The sequence below is a fragment of the Nocardioides sp. LML1-1-1.1 genome (assembly GCF_040676175.1).
Taxonomy (GTDB): Bacteria; Actinomycetota; Actinomycetes; order Propionibacteriales; family Nocardioidaceae; genus Nocardioides.
Genome location: NZ_JBEGHK010000005.1, coordinates 191,009 through 209,368, shown reverse-complemented (window position 1 = coordinate 209,368; position 18,360 = coordinate 191,009). Strand labels below are relative to the sequence as shown.

At 70.9% G+C, this 18,360-nt stretch carries 14 protein-coding genes and 1 tRNA gene; 5 read left to right on the top strand and 10 right to left on the bottom strand.

Features of this window, described 5'->3' with window-relative positions; translation table 11 throughout:
- Window positions 1-73: 73 nt before the first annotated feature.
- The 3 genes from MRBLML1_RS18290 to MRBLML1_RS18280 form a co-directional block, all read right to left on the bottom strand.
- Window positions 74-1,192: a branched-chain amino acid ABC transporter substrate-binding protein gene (locus MRBLML1_RS18290; RefSeq protein ID WP_364518618.1), complete on the bottom strand. Its 1,119-nt coding sequence runs from the start codon at window positions 1,190-1,192 to the stop codon at window positions 74-76.
- 258 nt (window positions 1,193-1,450) lie between these two features.
- Window positions 1,451-2,185 (bottom strand): hypothetical protein, encoded by a 735-nt coding sequence (locus MRBLML1_RS18285; protein WP_364518616.1) that lies wholly within the window; start codon window positions 2,183-2,185, stop codon window positions 1,451-1,453.
- 74 nt (window positions 2,186-2,259) lie between these two features.
- Window positions 2,260-2,868, bottom strand: a complete 609-nt coding sequence (locus MRBLML1_RS18280; protein WP_364518614.1) for an ANTAR domain-containing response regulator — start codon at window positions 2,866-2,868, stop codon at window positions 2,260-2,262.
- Between the two features lie 82 nt (window positions 2,869-2,950).
- Between MRBLML1_RS18280 and MRBLML1_RS18275 the strand changes: the two genes are divergently transcribed.
- The 5 genes from MRBLML1_RS18275 (at window position 2,951) to MRBLML1_RS18255 (ending at window position 6,530) form a co-directional block, all read left to right on the top strand.
- Window positions 2,951-3,023, top strand: a tRNA-Leu gene (locus MRBLML1_RS18275).
- An 82-nt stretch (window positions 3,024-3,105) separates the two neighbouring features.
- Window positions 3,106-3,600 carry a hypothetical protein gene (locus tag MRBLML1_RS18270; protein ID WP_364518612.1) on the top strand — a complete coding sequence of 165 codons (495 nt, stop codon included), beginning with the start codon at window positions 3,106-3,108 and terminating at the stop codon, window positions 3,598-3,600.
- The gene (locus MRBLML1_RS18265) at window positions 3,600-4,613 is read left to right on the top strand and encodes a hypothetical protein (protein WP_364518610.1); all 1,014 of its coding nucleotides are present in this window, start codon (window positions 3,600-3,602) and stop codon (window positions 4,611-4,613) included. The genes MRBLML1_RS18270 and MRBLML1_RS18265 overlap by 1 nt, the downstream gene beginning before the upstream one ends.
- Window positions 4,606-6,039: a hypothetical protein gene (locus MRBLML1_RS18260; protein WP_364518608.1), complete on the top strand. Its 1,434-nt coding sequence runs from the start codon at window positions 4,606-4,608 to the stop codon at window positions 6,037-6,039. Before MRBLML1_RS18265 ends, MRBLML1_RS18260 begins: the two co-directional genes overlap by 8 nt.
- A 29-nt stretch (window positions 6,040-6,068) precedes the next feature.
- Complete coding sequence (locus MRBLML1_RS18255) at window positions 6,069-6,530, top strand: hypothetical protein (RefSeq protein WP_364518606.1); 462 nt, start codon at window positions 6,069-6,071, stop codon at window positions 6,528-6,530.
- Window positions 6,531-6,535: 5 nt separating this feature from the next.
- Here the strand turns inward: MRBLML1_RS18255 and pyk are convergent, their stop codons facing one another.
- The 7 genes from pyk to MRBLML1_RS18220 form a co-directional block, all read right to left on the bottom strand.
- The gene (gene pyk, locus MRBLML1_RS18250; RefSeq protein WP_364518604.1) at window positions 6,536-7,999 is read right to left on the bottom strand and encodes a pyruvate kinase; all 1,464 of its coding nucleotides are present in this window, start codon (window positions 7,997-7,999) and stop codon (window positions 6,536-6,538) included.
- A gap of 91 nt (window positions 8,000-8,090) precedes the next feature.
- Complete coding sequence (locus MRBLML1_RS18245; protein WP_364518602.1) at window positions 8,091-9,560, bottom strand: glutamate synthase subunit beta; 1,470 nt, start codon at window positions 9,558-9,560, stop codon at window positions 8,091-8,093.
- Window positions 9,553-14,118, bottom strand: a complete 4,566-nt coding sequence (gene gltB, locus MRBLML1_RS18240; protein ID WP_364518600.1) for a glutamate synthase large subunit — start codon at window positions 14,116-14,118, stop codon at window positions 9,553-9,555. The genes MRBLML1_RS18245 and gltB overlap by 8 nt, the downstream gene beginning before the upstream one ends.
- A gap of 175 nt (window positions 14,119-14,293) precedes the next feature.
- Window positions 14,294-15,070, bottom strand: coding sequence for a phosphate ABC transporter ATP-binding protein (locus MRBLML1_RS18235; protein ID WP_364518962.1), 777 nt, complete (start codon window positions 15,068-15,070; stop codon window positions 14,294-14,296).
- A gap of 148 nt (window positions 15,071-15,218) precedes the next feature.
- Entirely contained in the window at window positions 15,219-16,418 is a 1,200-nt protein-coding gene (locus MRBLML1_RS18230; protein ID WP_364518597.1) for an Ig-like domain-containing protein, read from the bottom strand.
- 34 nt (window positions 16,419-16,452) lie between these two features.
- Entirely contained in the window at window positions 16,453-17,049 is a 597-nt protein-coding gene (locus tag MRBLML1_RS18225; protein WP_364518595.1) for a hypothetical protein, read from the bottom strand.
- A gap of 25 nt (window positions 17,050-17,074) precedes the next feature.
- Entirely contained in the window at window positions 17,075-18,349 is a 1,275-nt protein-coding gene (locus tag MRBLML1_RS18220) for a substrate-binding domain-containing protein (RefSeq protein ID WP_364518593.1), read from the bottom strand.
- Window positions 18,350-18,360: the final 11 nt, after the last annotated feature.

The window sequence follows — 18,360 nt, the reverse complement described above, 5'->3', positions numbered from 1 at the left end:
CCGGACACGAGCGCGGCCGGGGACGGAGAGTCCCCGGCCGCACCCCTGTCATGCCGATCAGATCAGTCGTGGATCACTTGATCTCGCCGACGGGAACGATCGCGCCGTCCTTGACGGTGTAGGCGTAGACGTGCACGTCGGCCGGCTCGCCCTTGTCGTCGAACTTGAGCTGCTTGGTGATGCCCTTCTCGTCGTAGTCGTTGACGAACTCGAGCATGTCCTTGCGGTCGTCGATCCCGTCCTTGATGCCGGCCAGGAAGACGTTCGCGGCGTCGTACGACTCAGCGGCGTACGTGCCCGGAGCCTCACCGAACTCCGCCTCGTAGGCCTTCGCGAAGTCGGCCACGGCCGGGTCGGTGTCGGGGATGCAGGGGCAGGTGATGATGGTGCCCTCAGCGGCCTTCTTGGCGTCGAGGAAGGCCGGGTCCTTCACACCGTCCGCCACCACGAAGGTGCCCTTGAAGCCACCGTCGCGCAGCTGGCCGATGAGCAGCGTCGCCTCGGCGTAGTAGCCGCCGAAGAAGACCGCGTCCGGGTTCTTGTCGGTCACCTTGGTGACGGTCGCCGAGAAGTCGGTCTGCTTCTGCTGGATGGTGTCGGTGCCGGACACGGCGCCGCCGAGGTCCTTCTTGACGATGCCGGCCAGGCCCGCGCCGTACTCGGAAGCGTCGTCGATCACGTAGACCGTCTTGGCCTTGATCGTGTCCTTGATGTACTTCGCGGCCGCCGGCCCCTGGGTGGCGTCGTTGCCGAGCGCCCGGTGGAACGTCGCCCAGCCGTTGTCGGCGAGCGTCGGGTTCGTGGCCGACGGGGTGATCGTCGGGACGCCCTCCTCGGCAAAGATCGGGCCGGCCGCGGCCGACTCACCGGAGAACGCCGGGCCGACGACGCCGATGATCGACTCGTCGCTCACGACGTCGGTCGCCAGCGCCGGAGCAGCGTCCGGGCTGCCCTGCGAGTCCTTCTTCTCCAGGCCGACCTTGCACTTGGCGTCCTTGTTGTACTGGTCGACCGCGAGCTGCGCACCCTGGATGATCGGCTTGCCCAGACCCGCGGCGTCGCCGGTCTCCGGCCCGAAGAAGGCCAGCTTGAGGTCACAGGCAGCGTCGCTGCCGCCGCCGTCGCCGTCCTCGGTCGTGCCGCACGCCGTCAGGGACAGACCCAGGGCCAGCACCGCGGCGCTGATCCCCACTACCTTGTTTCGCCTCAAGACAATCCCACTTCCTGTGTCGTTACGGCAGGCAGACCTCGCCGCCCACCGAGATGTCCTGCCGCGGGAACCTACACCGGGTCAGGGCCTCGTGGAAGCAACTCGGTGGTTCAGGTCACAAATCCTGACGAATCTGTTACCTAGGCGCCACAGAGCCCGGAGAATCTCCACCGCGAGCACACCGCACAGTGGCAGCGTCCGCCCGCGGTGGCGTCGACCCCCGGGAGACCAAGACGATCGTCACCAAGCCCGGGTCGTGCCGTTCCAGGTCGGGCAGATCTTGATCTTCTTGGTCGTCTTCGTGTCGACGGCGGTGCCCGTCTTCGGCGTCAGGTCTGCCGCGACACCGAGACATCCCCACGTCAGGTTGGAGCGCTTGGTCGGCGACCAGTTGGTCTCCTGGGACCCGGTGAACTTCACGACGTCATTGGTCTTGCTCATCTTGAAGTAGTGGCCACCGTTCTCGTCTTTCGCCGACCAACCCGCGAGCTCGCGGTTGCCGCAGTCCGGCCAGAACGAGTAGCTCGCCTGCCAAGGGACACCGACGCTGATGCTCTGGCTCCACTTGCAGCTGTAGCCGCGCGCCTTGAGCTTGGCCGAGAGCCGCAGGTAGTTCTTCGGCGTGCTCGTGCAGCTCGAACCGTTCGGCTTGAAGGTCGTGACGGTGAGGGTGTTGTTGCTGAGCCGGGCCTGGTCGATCCAGTACAGGTAGAGCGTGTCGTTCTCGATGGACCGCTTCCAGGTCCGCACGTTGGCGCGGAAGCTGATGACGCCCAGGAACTTCGTCCGTACGCAGATGTTCGGTGAGTAGAAACGGGTCGTGACGGTCGAGACATATCCCTGGCGGTAGATGTTGGACTTCGTCGTCTGTGTGTCGGCGTGAGCCGGTGGTGCAGTGAGCGACAGCGCGACCAGTGAGGTCGCTCCCACGACCAGCGCTGCGAGCACGACGGCGAGACGGTTCTTCCTGGACATGTGGCCTCCTCGAGATAAGGCCGCCATCATGCCGCAGCCCCAGGGCTCGAGCCGGGCTCATTTGCCAGATCTGGTCACGCCCCCGGGACGCCGTGGGTGACGACCCCCTCGGCGACCTCGCGCATCGACATCCGCAGGTCCATCGCGGTCTTCTGGATCCACCGGAAGGCGTCCGGCTCGCTCAGCGAGAGCTGCTCCTGGAGCACGCCCTTGGCCCGGTCGACCGCCTTGCGGGTCTCCAGGCGGTCGGTCAGGTCGGCCACCTCGGTCTCGAGCTGGCGGATCTCGGCGAACCGGCTCACCGCCATCTCGATGGCGGGCACGAGGTCGCTCTGCGAGAACGGCTTGACGAGGTACGACATCGCGCCGGCCTCGCGGGCCCGCTCCACCAGCTCGCGCTGGGAGAAGGCCGTCAGCATCACCACAGGAGCGATCCGCTGCCCCGCGATCGCCTCCGCCGCCGCGATCCCGTCGAGCACGGGCATCTTGACGTCGAGGATCACCAGGTCGGGTCGCAGCTGCTCGGCGAGCTCGATGGCCTTCTGCCCGTCGGCGGCCTGGCCCACGACGTCGTACCCCTCCTCGGCGAGCATCTCGGCGAGGTCCATCCGGATGAGGGTCTCGTCCTCGGCGATCACCACGGTGCGCGGCGCCGGCGGGGTGGTCGGGGCGGTCTCGGTCACGGGTCAAGGTTATCGGTCCGGGGCCGTGCGCCGGGCGGGTGCGCGGGCCCGGGCGGATCTGGGCTAACGTTCTGGCGCTGTCGCCCCGGTATCCCAACGGCAGAGGAAGCGGTCTCAAACACCGTCCAGTGTGGGTTCGAATCCCACCCGGGGCACCCACCCACGACCCCCGCGGCTCGCCGGTTTGAGCCGCTCCGGCAGGGGGCATGACCCGCCCGGTAGCCCGAGGGGGGGGTCATGTACGGAGACACCGGCGTCATCCGCCGGCTCGCCACGAAGATGGACGAGCGGGCCACCGACCTGCGCTCGACCGCAGACAAGCTGGTCGGCTCGGCGGACACGGCCCACTGGTGGTCGGTCAGCGGCGAGCGGATGCGCGCCCAGGTCCGGGAACGGGCCACCCGCCTGCGCGGGGTCGCCAAGGACTACGAGGACGCCGCCGACAAGCTGCGCGACCACGCCGACAAGGTCGACGAGATCAAGGCGCTGATCGACCGGATCGAGCGGATGGTCGGCAACCTCGTCGAGGGCGCGCTCGACCGGCTGAAGGAGGCCGGCCACGCGATCGTCGAGGGCGTCAAGGACGGTGTCCGCGCGATCGGCGGGCTCGTCGGCCTCGGCGGTGGCGACGAGCCCGACCCGCGCGACGTCCAGCTGGCGCAGTACAAGCCACCGCCGCCGGGCGACAAGAGCTGGCTCGACGCGCCCGACCAGCTCGGGATCGAGGTCTGATGCCCACCGTCAACCTGGGACCCACCCCCGGGACGGAGCCCGCTGTCGTCGTCCCCGGACGGGTGCGGATGGAGCTGGCCCGGCTCGTGGCGCTCGCACAGGCCGGCTCGGTGCGGCTGCCGTTCGACGTGACCGCGGTCGAGGCGGCCCTCGCGACCGACGCGACCGGCACCGCGGCCGACGAGGCACGCCGCGCCTGGTACGCCCGGCTCTCCTCGGAGACGCCCTCACCGGAGGACGCGCTCGCCGGTCTGCTCGCCCAGCAGGTCGGGCGGGTGCACGCCGCGGCAGCGGACGAGCCCGGACCCGACGCGGAGGCGGCCCGCGCCGCGCAGCAGGAGGCACTCGCCGTCCTCGGCCGGCCGGAGGCGCTGCTGGAGGTCGAGCTCGGGCTCCGGCTCGGCCCCGGGGCGCCGGAGCAGGTCCGCGCCTGGGTCGCGGTGCGCGGCCAGGCAGCGGTCTCGCTCGGCACGGTGAGCGGCGCGGACTTCGAGCTCTCCTGGGGCGCGGTCGCGGCCCTGCCGGAGATGCTCGCCCACCTGGTGCGCCTGCCCGAGGCTCCGTACGACGAGGACGCGGGCCCCGTCGCCGACCTACCCCCGCGCTTCACGCTGCCGGTCGAGCTGATGGCCGCCGTCGACGCCAGCGCGCAGCGCCACCGCGAGGAGCTGCTGCCGGCGCTCGTCGAGCGCTTCCCGCTCGCGACGACGGGCGCCGACGGCGAGGCCTACGACGCCGCCGCGACGCAGGGCCTGCTCAACGCCGTCCACGACCGGCTCACCGCCCGGTTGCGCGTCCTGGTGCCCGGCGTGCAGGACGACGGCGCGCGGCTGAGCGGCGCCGGGGTCGTGGTCTGGATGCGGGTGGGCGAGCAGTGGTTCGCGCTCGACCCGGACCTCGTCGCGGGCATCCCGGTGGCGCGGGCCACCGCGGTCGAGCCCCGCGACCTCGCGCGCTGGGTGGGCCCGGTCATCGCCCGGGTCCGCGGCAAGGAAGGTGACGGCGATGGGTGACGAGGACGGCGGCATCGTCTCGGTCACCGGCGGCGCCGGCGGGATCGAGGCGCGCTACGAGGACATCGAGACCCTCGCCCGCCTCTTCGACGACACCGGCGACGACATGCGGACCTATGCCTGGGACGACAAGGGCATCGCCGCGAACGGTGACCTGGTGGAGTCCTCGATCCTCTCCCCCGGCACCTTCGCGAGTGCCGAGGCGGCCGTCCTGGGGGCGACCATCGGCCCCGGGGGCGTGGCGTTCGAGGCCGTCGACCTCGAGGTCGACGCGCTCGCGATGCGCGCCAACGTGACCATCCTGCGGGGCGTCGACGACCTCCAGCGCCAGGCCTTCGAGGCCCTCGACTACCTGGGCGGCCGGTTGCTGGGCACGGTGCTGCCGAGCCTGCTGCTGATCGGCGGGGTCGGTGCCCTGCTCACGGCGGCGCACAACCCGCTGCTCGCGCTGCTCGCCTACCAGCACCGCGACCAGCTGGGGAAGATGACCCAGGAGCAGCTGATCGCGTTCCTGCAGGAGCACCCCGAGGTCGTCCAGCACCTGATCAACGGCGGTGGCGGGCTGGCGGACGGGCTGATCAGCAACCTGCCGCCCGGCGTACGGGAGGCACTGCTCGCCCAGCTCGGCCTCGACCCGGCCCACCTGAGCACCAACGACATCGCCGGCGACATCGCCGGGCTGTTCGAGGACACCGACGCCACCGTCACCGAGGGCGGCAAGGACCCGCGCGACCTGGCGGCACCCGGGTCCATCGAGGACCTGATCCTCAACCTCAGCCAGACCAACGACGGCGCCAACGGCGAGATCGACATCATCAAGATCGGCGAGGGCGACGACGCGCGCTACATCGTCAACCTGCCCGGCACCGACACCTTCCCGCCGGGCGGCCCGGACGCGCGCGACGGCCTGGCCAACCTGCAGCTGATCGGCGGGCAGGAGACGGCCTACGCCCGCGGCATCCGCGAGGCGATGGAGCGCGCGGGCATCCCGCCCGGCGCACCCGTCGCGCTCGTCGGCCACTCGCAGGGCGGGATGACGGCCGTCCACCTGGCCAACGACAGCTCCTTCACCGACCGCTTCAACGTCAAGGACGTCATCACGGCCGGTGCGCCCACCGCCCAGGTGCCGCACCTGCCCGACGGCATCCAGACGCTGTCGCTGGAGAACACCGGCGACCTGGTGCCCCTCACCGACGGCGAGGACAACCCGGACCAGCCCAACCGCACGACCGTCCGCTTCGACCACCCCACCGACAGCATCGGCGGCAACCACTCGCTCGACTCCTACGCCGCCGGGGGCCGGCTCGTCGACCAGTCCGGCGACCCCTCCCTGGTCGAGTCCAAGGACCAGCTGCGCGAGGATGGGTTCGTGGGCAACGACGGGCCGGTGACGACGACCACCTACACGATCACCAGGGATCGATGATGCGGCCCGTCCCACGACGGTCCTCGCTCGTGGTGTCCGTGGTCGGGCTGCTCGCCCTCACGGCGTGCAGCCCGTCGGAGACGTCGAGCCTCGGCTCGGAGCTCGGCGACCGCGAGGACGAGCTGCCCTCGTGCGCGGCCGACGCGTGCACCGAGGAGGTGGCGGTCCTCGTGGCGGCGCTCGCGGAGCTGCCCGGGGTGGTGCGGCTCGTGGAGCCCCGGTATCGCGAGGAGCAGTCCACGAACGGCGCCGGTCTCACCGGCACGGTCATCGTCGACAGCGGTGAGAGGTGCGAGACGCTGCGGGAGCCAGCCGCCGAGCTCGGCTGGACGTCCTCGGTGAGCCCCCTGTCGTCGATCCGGCTCCAGTGCGAGGCGGAGGAGCCGGGATCCGCGCAGGGCTCCCACCACCTGTTCACCGAGGTGCGCCCCACCTCGCGCGAGCAGCTGGAGCAGTGGGGCGACCGCGGGACGCTGCGGCCGCCGGGCTGACCCCGCTACCGGCGCCGGTACGCCGGGGCGACCTCGTTGATCGCATCGCCCATCCGGTGGATGCGCAGCGCGTTGGTCGAGCCCGGGATGCCCGGCGGGCTGCCGGCGACGATGACGACGAGGTCGCCCTCCTGCACCCGGCCGATCTTGAGCAGCTCCTCGTCGACCTGGCGGACCATCTCGTCGGTGTGCTCGACGGTGCCGGTCTGGAACGCCTCGACGCCCCAGCTGACGGCCAGCTGGGAGCGGGAGCGGGCCTCGGGGGTGAAGGCGAGGACCGGGATCGAGCTGCGCAGCCGGGACAGCCGCCGCGCGGAGTCCCCGGACTGGGTGAACGCCACGACGTACTTGGCGCCGACGCGCTGGGCGACCTCCTCGGCTGCCTTGGCGATCACCCCGGAGCGGGTGTGCGGGTCCCACTCGATGCGGCCGAAGCGGCTGAAGGTCTCGTCGACGAGGGCGTGCTCCTCGGTCGCGGTGACGATCCGGGCCATCGTCTCGACGGTGTGGATGGGGTGCTCCCCCACGCTCGTCTCGCCGGAGAGCATCACGGCGTCCGCGCCGTCGAGCACGGCGTTGGCGACGTCGCTGGCCTCGGCCCGCGTGGGCGCGGGGTTGGTGACCATCGACTCGAGCATCTGGGTGGCGACGATGACCGGCTTGGCGTTGCTGCGCGCCGCGACGATGATCTTCTTCTGCAAGAAGGGCACCTCCTCCAGCGGGCACTCCACGCCGAGGTCGCCGCGGGCGACCATGAAGGCGTCGAACGCGGCGACGACCTCGTCGAGGTTCTCGATCGCCTGCGGCTTCTCGATCTTCGCGATGACCGGGACGACGACGCCCTCCTCGCGCATGATCGCGCGCACGTCCTCGGCGTCCTTGGCGTTGCGCACGAAGCTCAGCGCGATGAAGTCGACACCCAGGCGCAGTGCGAAGCGCAGGTCGGCCTCGTCCTTGTCCGACAGCGCCGGCACGGAGACCGCCACGCCGGGCAGGTTGATGCCCTTGTTGTTGCTGACCTTGCCGCCGACGAGCACCTCGGTGACGACGTCGGTGCCGTCGACGACCTCGACCACCCGCAGGCGGACCTTGCCGTCGTCGATGAGCAGCGGGTCGCCAGGGGCGACGTCGCCGGGCAGCCCCTTGTACGTCGTCCCGCAGATCGTCGCGTCACCGACCACGTCGCGGGTGGTGATCGTCCAGCGCTGGCCGCGCTTGAGCGGCACCGGGCCGTCGGCGAAGCGCTCCAGCCGGATCTTGGGCCCCTGGAGGTCGGCGAGGATGCCGACCCCGTGGCCGCTGGCGTCGGAGGCCTCGCGGACCAGGCGGTAGACCTCGGCGTGGTCGGCATGGCTGCCGTGGCTCATGTTCAGCCGCGCGACGTCCATGCCGGCGTAGACCAGCTCGCGGATCCTCCGCTCCGAGCTGGTCGCCGGGCCGAGGGTGCACACGATCTTGGCTCTTCGCACGTTCCAAACCCTATCGGTGACCGGCGGGTAGAAAAAGTCGAGACGACGCAAACTCCGGATGAAGTCTGCGCCGTCCCGGCTGAAAGGTGTCTCAGACCACCAGCGGTCGCGCCGTCGGCGGGATCGGGGCCGGCAGCTGGGTGCTGCCGGTGAGGAAGGTGTCCACCCCGGCGGCGGCCGCGCGGCCCTCCGCGATCGCCCACACGATGAGCGACTGGCCACGGCCCGCGTCGCCGGCGACGAAGACGCCGGGGACGTTGGTCGCGTAGTCCTTGTCGCGCTTGACGTTGCCGCGCTCGTCGAGCTCGACGCCGAGCTGCTCGACCAGGCCGGGCTGCTCGGGGCCGACGAAGCCCATCGCGAAGAGCACCAGGTCCGCCGGGATCTCCCGCTCGGTGCCCGCGTGCTCCACGAGCTTACCGCCCTCGAAGGAGACCTCGACCAGGCGCAGCGCCCGGACGTTGCCGTCCTCGTCGCCGAGGAACTCCTGGGTGGAGACGGCGTAGACGCGCTCCCCGCCCTCCTCGTGCGCGGAGGAGACCCGGAACAGCATCGGGTACGTCGGCCACGGCTGGTTGCCCGGCCGGTCCTCCGTCGGCTGGGGCATGATCTCCAGCTGCGTGATGGAGGCGGCGCCCTGGCGGATCGAGGTGCCGAGGCAGTCGGCACCGGTGTCACCGCCACCGATGATGACGACGTGCTTGCCGTCGGCGCGGATCTGGCCCTCGACCTCCTCCCCCAGCGCGACGCGGTTGGCCTGCGGCAGGAACTCCATGGCCTGGTGGATGCCCTTGAGCTCGCGCCCGGGCACCGGCAGGTCGCGCGGGACGGTCGAGCCGACGGCGATGACGACGGCGTCGTAGCGGTCCTTCAGCGCCTGGCCGGTGAGCTTGCCCTCGCCGACGGTGACGCCGGAGCGGAACACCGTGCCCTCGCGCATCATCTGCTCGAGGCGCTTGTCGAGGTGCTTCTTCTCCATCTTGAACTCGGGGATGCCGTAGCGCAGCAGGCCACCGGGCTTGTCGGCCCGCTCGTAGACGGCCACGGTGTGGCCGGCCCGGGTGAGCTGCTGGGCGGCGGCGAGCCCCGCGGGGCCCGAGCCGATGACCGCGATCGTCTTGCCCGAGAGCCACTCCGGCGGCTGCGGCCGCACGTAGCCGGACTCGAAGGCCTTGTCGATGATCGAGACCTCGATGTTCTTGATCGTCACGGCCGGCTGGTTGATGCCGAGCACGCAGGCGGTCTCGCACGGGGCCGGGCAGAGGCGACCGGTGAACTCCGGGAAGTTGTTGGTCGCGTGCAGGCGCTCGATCGCGCCCTCCCAGTCGTCGCGCCAGACCAGGTCGTTCCACTCCGGGATGATGTTGCCCAGCGGGCAGCCCTGGTGGCAGAACGGGATGCCGCAGTCCATGCAGCGGCTGGCCTGGGTGTTGATGATCGGCAGCAGCGCGCGGCCGATCCCGCCCGGGTAGACCTCGTCCCAGTCGTTGACCCGCTCCTCGACCGGACGACGGGTCGCGACCTCGCGGGTGTTCTTGAGGAAACCCTTCGGGTCAGCCATACAGCACCTCCATGACTCGGTTGGCGGCGGCGTCGGCGTCGAGGCCCTCGGCCTCCGCCTCGGCCTGGACCGCCAGGACCTTCGCGTAGTCGCGCGGCATGACCTCGGTGAACCGCGGCAGTGCGGCCTCCCAGTCGTCCAGCAGCGCACCGGCAACCTCGGAGCCGGTCTCCTCGAAGTGCTTGCGCACGATGGCCTGCAGCTCGGCGGCGTACTCCTCGCTCACCGGACGCAGGTCGACGAGCTCGCCGTTGACCCGGAAGTCCTTGAGGTCGAGCACCCAGGCGATGCCGCCGGACATGCCGGCCGCGAAGTTGCGCCCGGTCTTGCCCAGCACGACCACCCGGCCGCCGGTCATGTACTCGCAGCCGTGGTCGCCCACGCCCTCGGTCACGATCGTGGCACCGGAGTTGCGCACGCAGCACCGCTCCCCCACGCCGCCGCGGATGAAGATCTCACCCGAGGTCGCGCCGTAGGCGATGGTGTTGCCGGCGATGATGTGCTCGTCGGCCCGGAACGTCGCCGCCCGGTCCGGCCGGATCGCGATCCGGCCGCCGGAGAGGCCCTTGCCGACGTAGTCGTTGGCGTCGCCCTCCAGGCGCAGCGTGATCCCCCGCGGCACGAAGGCGCCGAAGGACTGACCCGCCGAACCGAGGAACGTCAGGTCGATGGTGCCCTCGGGGAGCCCCTCGCCGCCGTACCTCTTGGTGACCTCGTGACCCAGGATCGTGCCGACGGTCCGGTTGACGTTGCGGATCGCGAGCTGGGCCCGCACCGGCTCGCCGTTCTCGAGCGCCGGGGCCGCCAGGGGCAGGATCTCGGTGACGTCGAGCGACTTGTCCAGGGCGTGGTCCTGGGTGCCGGTGTTGCGCAGGTCCTGCTCGGGGAAGTGCGTCGTGGCGATGTCGACCTTGTGCAGGATCGGCGCCAGGTCGAGACCCTGCGCCTTCCAGTGGCTGACGGCCTCGACGATGTCGAGCGCCTCGACCTGGCCGATGGCCTCCTCGATCGAGCGGAAGCCCAGCTCGGCGAGGAGCTCGCGGACCTCCTCGGCGATGAACTCGAAGAAGTTCACGACGTACTCGGCCTTGCCGCTGAACCGCGAGCGCAGCGTCGGGTTCTGCGTCGCCACGCCCACCGGGCAGGTGTCGAGGTGGCAGACCCGCATCAGGATGCAGCCCGAGACCACCAGCGGGGCGGTCGCGAAGCCGAACTCCTCCGCGCCGAGCAGCGCGGCGATGACCACGTCCCGGCCGGTCTTGAGCTGGCCGTCGGTCTGCACGACGATCCGGTCGCGCAGGCCGTTGAGCAGCAGGGTCTGCTGGGTCTCGGCGAGGCCGAGCTCCCAGGGACCGCCCGCGTGCTTGAGCGAGGTCAGCGGCGAGGCGCCGGTGCCCCCGTCGTGACCCGAGACCAGCACGACGTCCGCGTGCGCCTTGGACACACCGGCGGCCACCGTGCCGACACCCACCTCGGAGACCAGCTTCACGTGGACGCGGGCCGACGGGTTGGCGTTCTTCAGGTCGTGGATCAGCTGGGCGAGATCCTCGATGGAATAGATGTCGTGGTGCGGCGGCGGGCTGATCAGGCCCACGCCCGGCGTGGAGTGCCGGGTCTTCGCGACCCACGGGTACACCTTGTTGCCGGGCAGCTGGCCGCCCTCGCCGGGCTTCGCGCCCTGCGCCATCTTGATCTGGATGTCGTCGGCGTTGGTGAGGTACTCGCTGGTGACGCCGAAGCGACCGGACGCGACCTGCTTGATCGCGCTGCGCCGCTCGGGGTCGTGCAGCCGCTCGGAGTCCTCGCCGCCCTCGCCGGTGTTGGACTTCGCGCCCAGCCGGTTCATGGCGATGGCGAGGGTCTCGTGCGCCTCGCGGGAGATCGAGCCGTACGACATGGCGCCCGTCGAGAACCGCTTCACGATCTCGCTGACCGGCTCGACCTCGTCGATGGAGATCGGGGTGCGCCCGAAGGCACCGGCGTCCTTGAACTTGAACAGCCCACGCAGCGTCATCAGCCGCTCGGACTGCTCGTCCACGGCGGAGGTGTACTGCTTGAAGATGTCGTAGCGACCGGTCCGCGTGGCGTGCTGCAGGCGGAACACCGTCTCCGGGTTGAAGAGGTGCGGCTCGCCCTCGCGGCGCCACTGGTACTCGCCACCGATCTCGAGCTCGCGGTGCGCGGGCACGATGCCGGCCGGCGGGTACGCCTTGGCGTGGCGCGCGGCCACCTCCTCGGCGATGACGTCGAGCTCGACGCCACCCAGCTTGGACGTGGTGCCGGTGAAGTACTTGTCGACGACCGTCTGCGAGAGACCGATGCACTCGAAGATCTGCGCGCCCGTGTACGACGCCACGGTGCTCACGCCGATCTTGGACATCACCTTCACGACACCCTTGCCGAGCGCCTTGATGAGGTTCTTGACGGCCTGCTCGGGCTCGGCCTTGACGTAGTAGCCCTCGCGAGCGAGGTCCTCGACGGTCTCCATGGCGAGGTACGGGTTGACCGCGGCCGCGCCGTAGCCGACCAGCAGTGCCACGTGGTGCACCTCGCGGACGTCACCGGCCTCGACGAGGAGGCCCACCTGGGTGCGGGTCTTCTCGCGGACCAGGTGGTGGTGCACCGCGCCCGTCAGCAGCAGCGACGGGATCGGGGCCAGGTCGGCGGTGGAGTGCCGGTCGGAGAGCACGATGATCCGCGCGCCGCCGGCGATCGCCTCGGAGACCTCGGCACAGATCGCGTCGATCCGGGCCGCCATCGCCGCGCCACCACCGGTGACGTCGTACAGGCCGCGGGAGACGTGGGTGATGAAGCCCGGGTGGTCGCCCTCGCGGTTGATGTGCCGGATCTTGGCCAGGTCGTCGTTGGAGATGACCGGGAACGGCAGCACGATCTGCCGGCACGAGGCCGGGGTCGGGTGCAGCAGGTTGGACTCCGGGCCGATGGAGCCGTAGAGCGAGGTGACGAGCTCCTCGCGGATGGCGTCCAGCGGCGGGTTGGTGACCTGCGCGAAGAGCTGGCTGAAGTAGTCGAACAGCAGCCGCGGCTTCTCGCTGAGCGCGGCGATGGGCGTGTCGGTGCCCATCGACCCGAGCGGCTCCCCGGCGGTGTTGGCCATCGGGGTGAGCAGGATCCGCAGCTCCTCCTCGGTGTAGCCGAAGATCTGCTGGCGACGGGTCACCGAGGCGTGGGTGTGCACGATGTGCTCCCGCTCGGAGATGTCGTCGAGGTGGATCATCCCGGCGTGCAGCCACTCGCCGTAGGGGTTCTCGGCGGCGAGCTGGTCCTTGACCTCCTCGTCCTCGATGATCCGGTGCTCCTCGGTGTCGACGAGGAACATCCGGCCCGGCTGGAGACGGCCCTTGCGGACGATCGTGGCCGGGTCGAGGTCGAGCACGCCGACCTCGGAGGCAAGGACGACGAGGCCGTCGTCGGTGACCCAGAACCGCGAGGGGCGCAGGCCGTTGCGGTCGAGGACCGCGCCGATCTGGGTGCCGTCGGTGAAGACGACGCAGGCCGGACCGTCCCACGGCTCCATCATCGTGGAGTGGAAGCTGTAGAAGTCGCGCCGCTGCGCGTCCATCTCGGTGTGGTTCTCCCACGCCTCCGGGATCATCATCAGCACCGCGTGCGGCAGGCTGCGACCACCCATGTGGAGGAGCTCGAGGACCTCGTCGAAGGAGGCGGAGTCCGAGGCACCCGGGGTGCAGATCGGGAACAGCCGCTCCAGGTCGCCCGGGATCACCTCGGAGTCGAGCAGCGCCTCGCGCGCCCGCATCCAATTCCGGTTGCCCATGACCGTGTTGATCTCGCCGTTGTGCGCGATGAAGCGGAACGGGTGCGAGAGCGGCCAGCTCGGGAAGGTGTTCGTCGAGAACCGCGAGTGCACGACACCGATCGCCGAGGCCATCCGCTCGTCGCGCAGGTCCGGGAAGAAGTTGTCGAGCTGGTCGGTCGTCAGCATGCCCTTGTAGGCGAGCGTGCGCGAGGACAGCGAGGGGAAGTAGACCTCGGTCTCCCGCTCGGCGCGCTTGCGCAGGCAGAAGGCGAGCCGCTCCAGGTCCATGCCGTTCAGCGGGCCGCCGGCGGCCTGCACGAACAGCTGGGTGAAGGTCGGCATGACGCTGAGCGCCATCGTGCCGAGGATGTCCGGGTTGACCGGCACCTCGCGCCAGCCGAGGACCGTGAGGCCCTCCTCGACGGCGAGCTCCTCGATCCGGGCGCGGGTCTTGGCGACCTGGCCGTCGTCGCCGGGCAGGAAGGCCGTGCCCACGGCGTACGAGCCGGCGGCGGGGAGGGTGACCCCCGCGTCGGCGGCCACGGCGCGCAGGAACGCGTCCGGGACCTGCAGCAGGATGCCGGCACCGTCGCCGGAGTTGGCCTCGGCGCCGGCGGCGCCGCGGTGGTCCAGGTTGCGGAGGGCCGTCAGGGCCTTCACCACGATGTCGTGGCTGGCCTCACCGGTCAGCGTCGCGACGAAGGCGACGCCACAGGCGTCCTTCTCGTGACGCGGGTCGTAAAGACCCTCCGGCGGCGGGAACGCGTGCGAATAGGGCACCAGGGTTCTCCCGTCGACTACGTCCGTGTCACCCCGTCGCCTTGGGCGAGCGAGGACGTCCACGGAAGGTGGGGCGCAAGGGACAGCACTGGCCCACGCGGCGGAGCGCTCAGATTACCACTCTGTGACGTCATGTCTCGCCGAGGTGACGCGGTCCTGGACACCGCGGGACGGCTCAGCCGAAGCGTCCGTTGACGTAGTCCGCCGTCCGGGCGTCCTGCGGGTTGTCGAAGATCACGTCCGTGGGGCCCTGCTCGACGATCACGCCGGGCGTGCCGTGGGCGGCGAGGAAGAAGGCGCAGCGGTCCGAGACCCGGGCTGCCTGCTGCATGTTGTGGGTGACGATCACGATCGTCACCTGCGACCCGATCTCGCGGATCGTCTCCTCCACCACCCGGGTGGAGGTGGGGTCCAGCGCCGAGCACGGCTCGTCCATCAGCAGCACCCGCGGCCGTACGGCGAGCGAGCGGGCGATGCACAGCCGCTGCTGCTGCCCGCCGGACAGCGCCGAGCCGGGCTGGCGCAGCCGGTCGCGGACCTCGGCCCACAGCCCGGCCCGGGTCAGCGACTCCTCGACGAGGTCCTCGCGCTCGGACTTGCGGATCTTGGCGCCGACCAGGTGCAGCCCCGCGAGGACGTTGTCCTGGATGGACATCGCCGGGAACGGGTTCGGCTTCTGGAACACCATCCCGATCGCCCGGCGGGCGTCGGTGAGCCGGCGCTCGGGATCGTAGATGTCCGCCCCGTCCAGGCGCACCTCCCCCGCCAGCGCCGCGCCGGGCACCAGCTCGTGCATCCGGTTGAGGATGCGCAGGAAGGTGGACTTGCCGCAGCCCGAAGGACCGATCAGCGCAGTGACCTGCCCGGCCGGCACGTCGATCGAGACCCGGTCGAGCACCTTGCGCTCGCCGAACCAGGCGGACACCGCCTCGGCCTCCAGCCGGCCCGGCAGCGGACCCGCGGGCACGGGTGGACCGGGCGGCGCGGGCGGCTCCGGCACGACGGCGGGGATGACGAGGGTGTGGTCGGACACGGCGCTTCTCCTTGGTGGGTGGCCGGCTGCCGGGGTTCCCCCGGCAGCCGGCCGGATCCTGCGGGTGCTACTTGACGACCAGCGTCGAGTACGCGCTGGCACTGCGGCTGACGTAGCCGTTGCCGGAGTAGAGGACCCGGATCTTGTGGGTCCCCTTCGCCAGCCGTGGCAGGGTCACGGTGAGCTTGCCGGCGTTGGCAGCCCTGAGGGTGACCCGCTTGAGGACCTTGGCGCCGTCGTAGACGGTGAAGGTCCCGGTGAGGTAGGCCACCGGCACGCTCGTGGCGGCGACCCGCGCCGTCACCTTCGGGTACGTCGTGCGCTTGATCGTCGACGCGGCGAGCTTGCCGTAGGTGACCGACGGGGCCGCCACGATCTTGATCGCCCGCGTGGTCTGACTGGCCAGGGTCTGCGCCGTGCCGCCGTAGACGACCGTCAGGGTGTGCGGCCCCGGCGCCAGCCGGGTGCCGGCCACGGGCAGCGTGATCACGCCGTCCGCGTCGAGCGCCTTGGCCGCCAGCACGGTCGTGCCCTTCTTGACCACCACCGTGCCGCCGTTGCTCCCGGCGCCGGTGACGGTCACCGTCACGGAGTAGGCCCGCCCCCAGTACGAGCTGCCGGGCGCGACGGCCTTGGTCTGCGTCGCGGCCTTCGGCGGGGTGACCACCGGACCGCTGACGACGGACCACTGGTCGCCGGTGACCTTGACGAACGCCGAGGCGTAGCGGTCGGTCACGCCCTTGGTGGGCGAGCTGGTGCGCAGGCGCAGCTCGAAGACGCCGCCGTAGGTCCCCTGCCCGGAGGCGGGGAAGGTGGCGACGGCGTCGGCGAGCGTGGACCCCCCGGCGGTGCGGACGTACGGCTTTCCGGCCAGGGAGGCGGGGGCGCTGACGGCGCCCTCGCCACTGAACCTGTCGGTGCCGGTCGCCTGCACGCCCGGCCACGCGCCAGCCGCGCTGCCCGAGCGGGCAGCGTGGACGAACAGCGTGGCGAAGGTGTCGTCGGCGCGCACCGTGCCGCCGGCCGCCGCGAACGGCGGCAGGGTGCTCACCGAGCCGGTCGTGACCTCGACGCCGGCGGCGTCGTAGAGGTGCAGGCCGGCTGCGGTGCGGGCCGGGTCGTCGACGGAGGCGTTGTCGCCGACGTACCAGTCCAGGCTGTCGGGATCGCCGGTGAAGGACGGCGCCGCGACGGCGATGCCGCCGAGCGCCGAGGCGACGAGCGCGAGTCCGAGGACGGCGCTCCACCTCTTCTGGTTGGTCTTCATCTCTTGTCTCCTAGGTCTGTGCCGACCGCTGGGGTCAGGAACCGCTCACGGCCTTGCCGGCGTCCACGCACGACGCGTCCCCGCCACCGACCAGCTCCCACGAGTCACCGTCGACGCGGACGTCGGCGGTGTCGTAGTGGTCGGCGAGGGTCCCGCCGGCGGGGGTGCCGAGCACGAGCCGCAGCTGGACGTAGCCGTCGAGGTCCGCGGGGAAGGCGGTGACGAAGTCCTGCAGCGTCCACGCCTCCTTCGTCACCCGCGTCGCCGGCCGGGCCGGGTCGGCGAAGGCGACCGCGGCCGTGATCGGCGAGCCGCTGAACTCCTCGGGCCCGACGCCCTCGCGCGGCTGGTAGGCGAACAGCGTCGCCACCGCCCCGCTCGGGTCGGTGCCCTCGGGCAGCCCCGTCGATCCCAGCACCACGTCGGCGAACGGCCGCTCGTCGAGCTTGCCGCCGGTCACCCGCTCCCCTGCCAAGCACAGGGTGATCCGGCCCGAGGACCGCGCGTCGTCGTACGGCGCCACGGGGTCCTCGCCGAGGCGCCACACGAGCACGCCGGCGATGCCGACGGCCAGCACGAGCAGCACGGCGGCCACGCGGACCCGCGGACGGGTGAGGACGGAGGTCGTCATGTCGGTCCCTGGTTCCCCGGCGCGGTCAGTCGACGGCGATCTCGGCGTTGTCGGTGCCGTACACGTGGTAGTCCGGCGTCACGCCGGCCGCCTCGAGCAGGGCCTGGCCGGCGGGCGTGCGCACGAAGGGTGCGGGGCCGTCGGGGTTGTAGAAGAGCGCCTTGACCCAGTTGAGGGTGCTGCCCGGCTGCCACGGCGTGGTGGAGGTCAGGTCCGACTCCCGGATCAGCGCGTTGTAGGCGAAGTTGCCGCCGTAGGGCGCTGTGGGGGTGTTGTTGTCGGCCGTGCTGTCGCCGTCGAGGAGCTTGATCGCGTTGGCGTTCGCCGCGGTGCGGTGACCGTCCTCGGTGTTGTAGTTGTTCGTCTTCTGCCCGTCCGACGTGATCGTGTAGTAGCCCTTGTTGAGGGTGCGGTACCGGCCGCGCGGGAAGGGCACGATGGCGTTCTTGCGCTGCGCCTCGGGCAGGTTGGCGATCGCGGTCGGGTCGTTCTGCTGGACGTTGAACGAGTTGGCGTTGCCGCGACCGTTGAAGGTGCCGTTGCCCGGGTTCTGCCGCTTGACGTTGGCGAGGAAGGTATTCCACATGCCGGCGTCCGAGGGCAGCGTCAGCGGGATGATGGTCTCGTCGGGCGCCGGGCCGCTGTAGCCGGGGACCTGGCTCCATTTGGTGTAGTTGCCGGAGTAGATCTTGAGGATGTCGTCCGCGGTCAGCGTCGCTGGGGCGTTGGTGGTCGCGGCGGTCGCGATGAGCTGGCGGTCGGTGGCGATCTGGACCCGGTAGAGCTTGGTGTTCTGCTTGGACTGGATCGTGGTCTGGTTGTCCGGGGTCAGCGCGTCGGGGCTGCGGCCCACGTCGATCCAGCCCTGGTCGTCGTTGATGATCGCGTCGCGGCCGCCACCGCCGCCGCCGGAGGGCCGTACGACGAGGTCCTGGCCGGCACGCAGGCCGAGGGTCGGGTTGAGCAGCTTCACGTCGCCCTGCTTGACGTAGGGCACGCCGTCGACGAGCACGGTCGGCAGCTGGCGCGGGTCGGTGTAGGCGCTGCGGCCCTGGGCGTCGCCCGAGGAGTCGAAGTTGATGAAGCGCCACCGGTTGCCGGCGGTGTTGTAGCCGGGCAGCTCGTGATAGCCGTCGGCGAGGAAGTTGAAGGAGTTCTGGATGATGTCGGAGCCGGTGGCGACGACGTCGTTGGGCTGCGGGGCGGGGTCGGCCTGCGCGGGCGTCAGGCTGAGGGTGAGGCTGGCCGCGGTGGCCAGCCCCACGAAGGCGACGGAAGCAGACTTCCGGGAAATCAACATCGAATGACCTA

Bases quoted from the DNA above. Each gene is read 5' to 3' on its own strand.
- MRBLML1_RS18285 (WP_364518616.1), bottom strand. From the start codon at position 2,185: ATGTCCAGGAAGAACCGTCTCGCCGTCGTGCTCGCAGCGCTGGTCGTG.
- MRBLML1_RS18270 (WP_364518612.1), top strand. From the start codon at position 3,106: ATGTACGGAGACACCGGCGTCATCCGCCGGCTCGCCACGAAGATGGAC.
- MRBLML1_RS18265 (WP_364518610.1), top strand. From the start codon at position 3,600: ATGCCCACCGTCAACCTGGGACCCACCCCCGGGACGGAGCCCGCTGTC.
- MRBLML1_RS18260 (WP_364518608.1), top strand. From the start codon at position 4,606: ATGGGTGACGAGGACGGCGGCATCGTCTCGGTCACCGGCGGCGCCGGC.
- MRBLML1_RS18245 (WP_364518602.1), bottom strand. From the start codon at position 9,560: ATGGCTGACCCGAAGGGTTTCCTCAAGAACACCCGCGAGGTCGCGACC.
- MRBLML1_RS18230 (WP_364518597.1), bottom strand. From the start codon at position 16,418: ATGAAGACCAACCAGAAGAGGTGGAGCGCCGTCCTCGGACTCGCGCTC.
- MRBLML1_RS18225 (WP_364518595.1), bottom strand. From the start codon at position 17,049: ATGACGACCTCCGTCCTCACCCGTCCGCGGGTCCGCGTGGCCGCCGTG.
- MRBLML1_RS18220 (WP_364518593.1), bottom strand. From the start codon at position 18,349: ATGTTGATTTCCCGGAAGTCTGCTTCCGTCGCCTTCGTGGGGCTGGCC.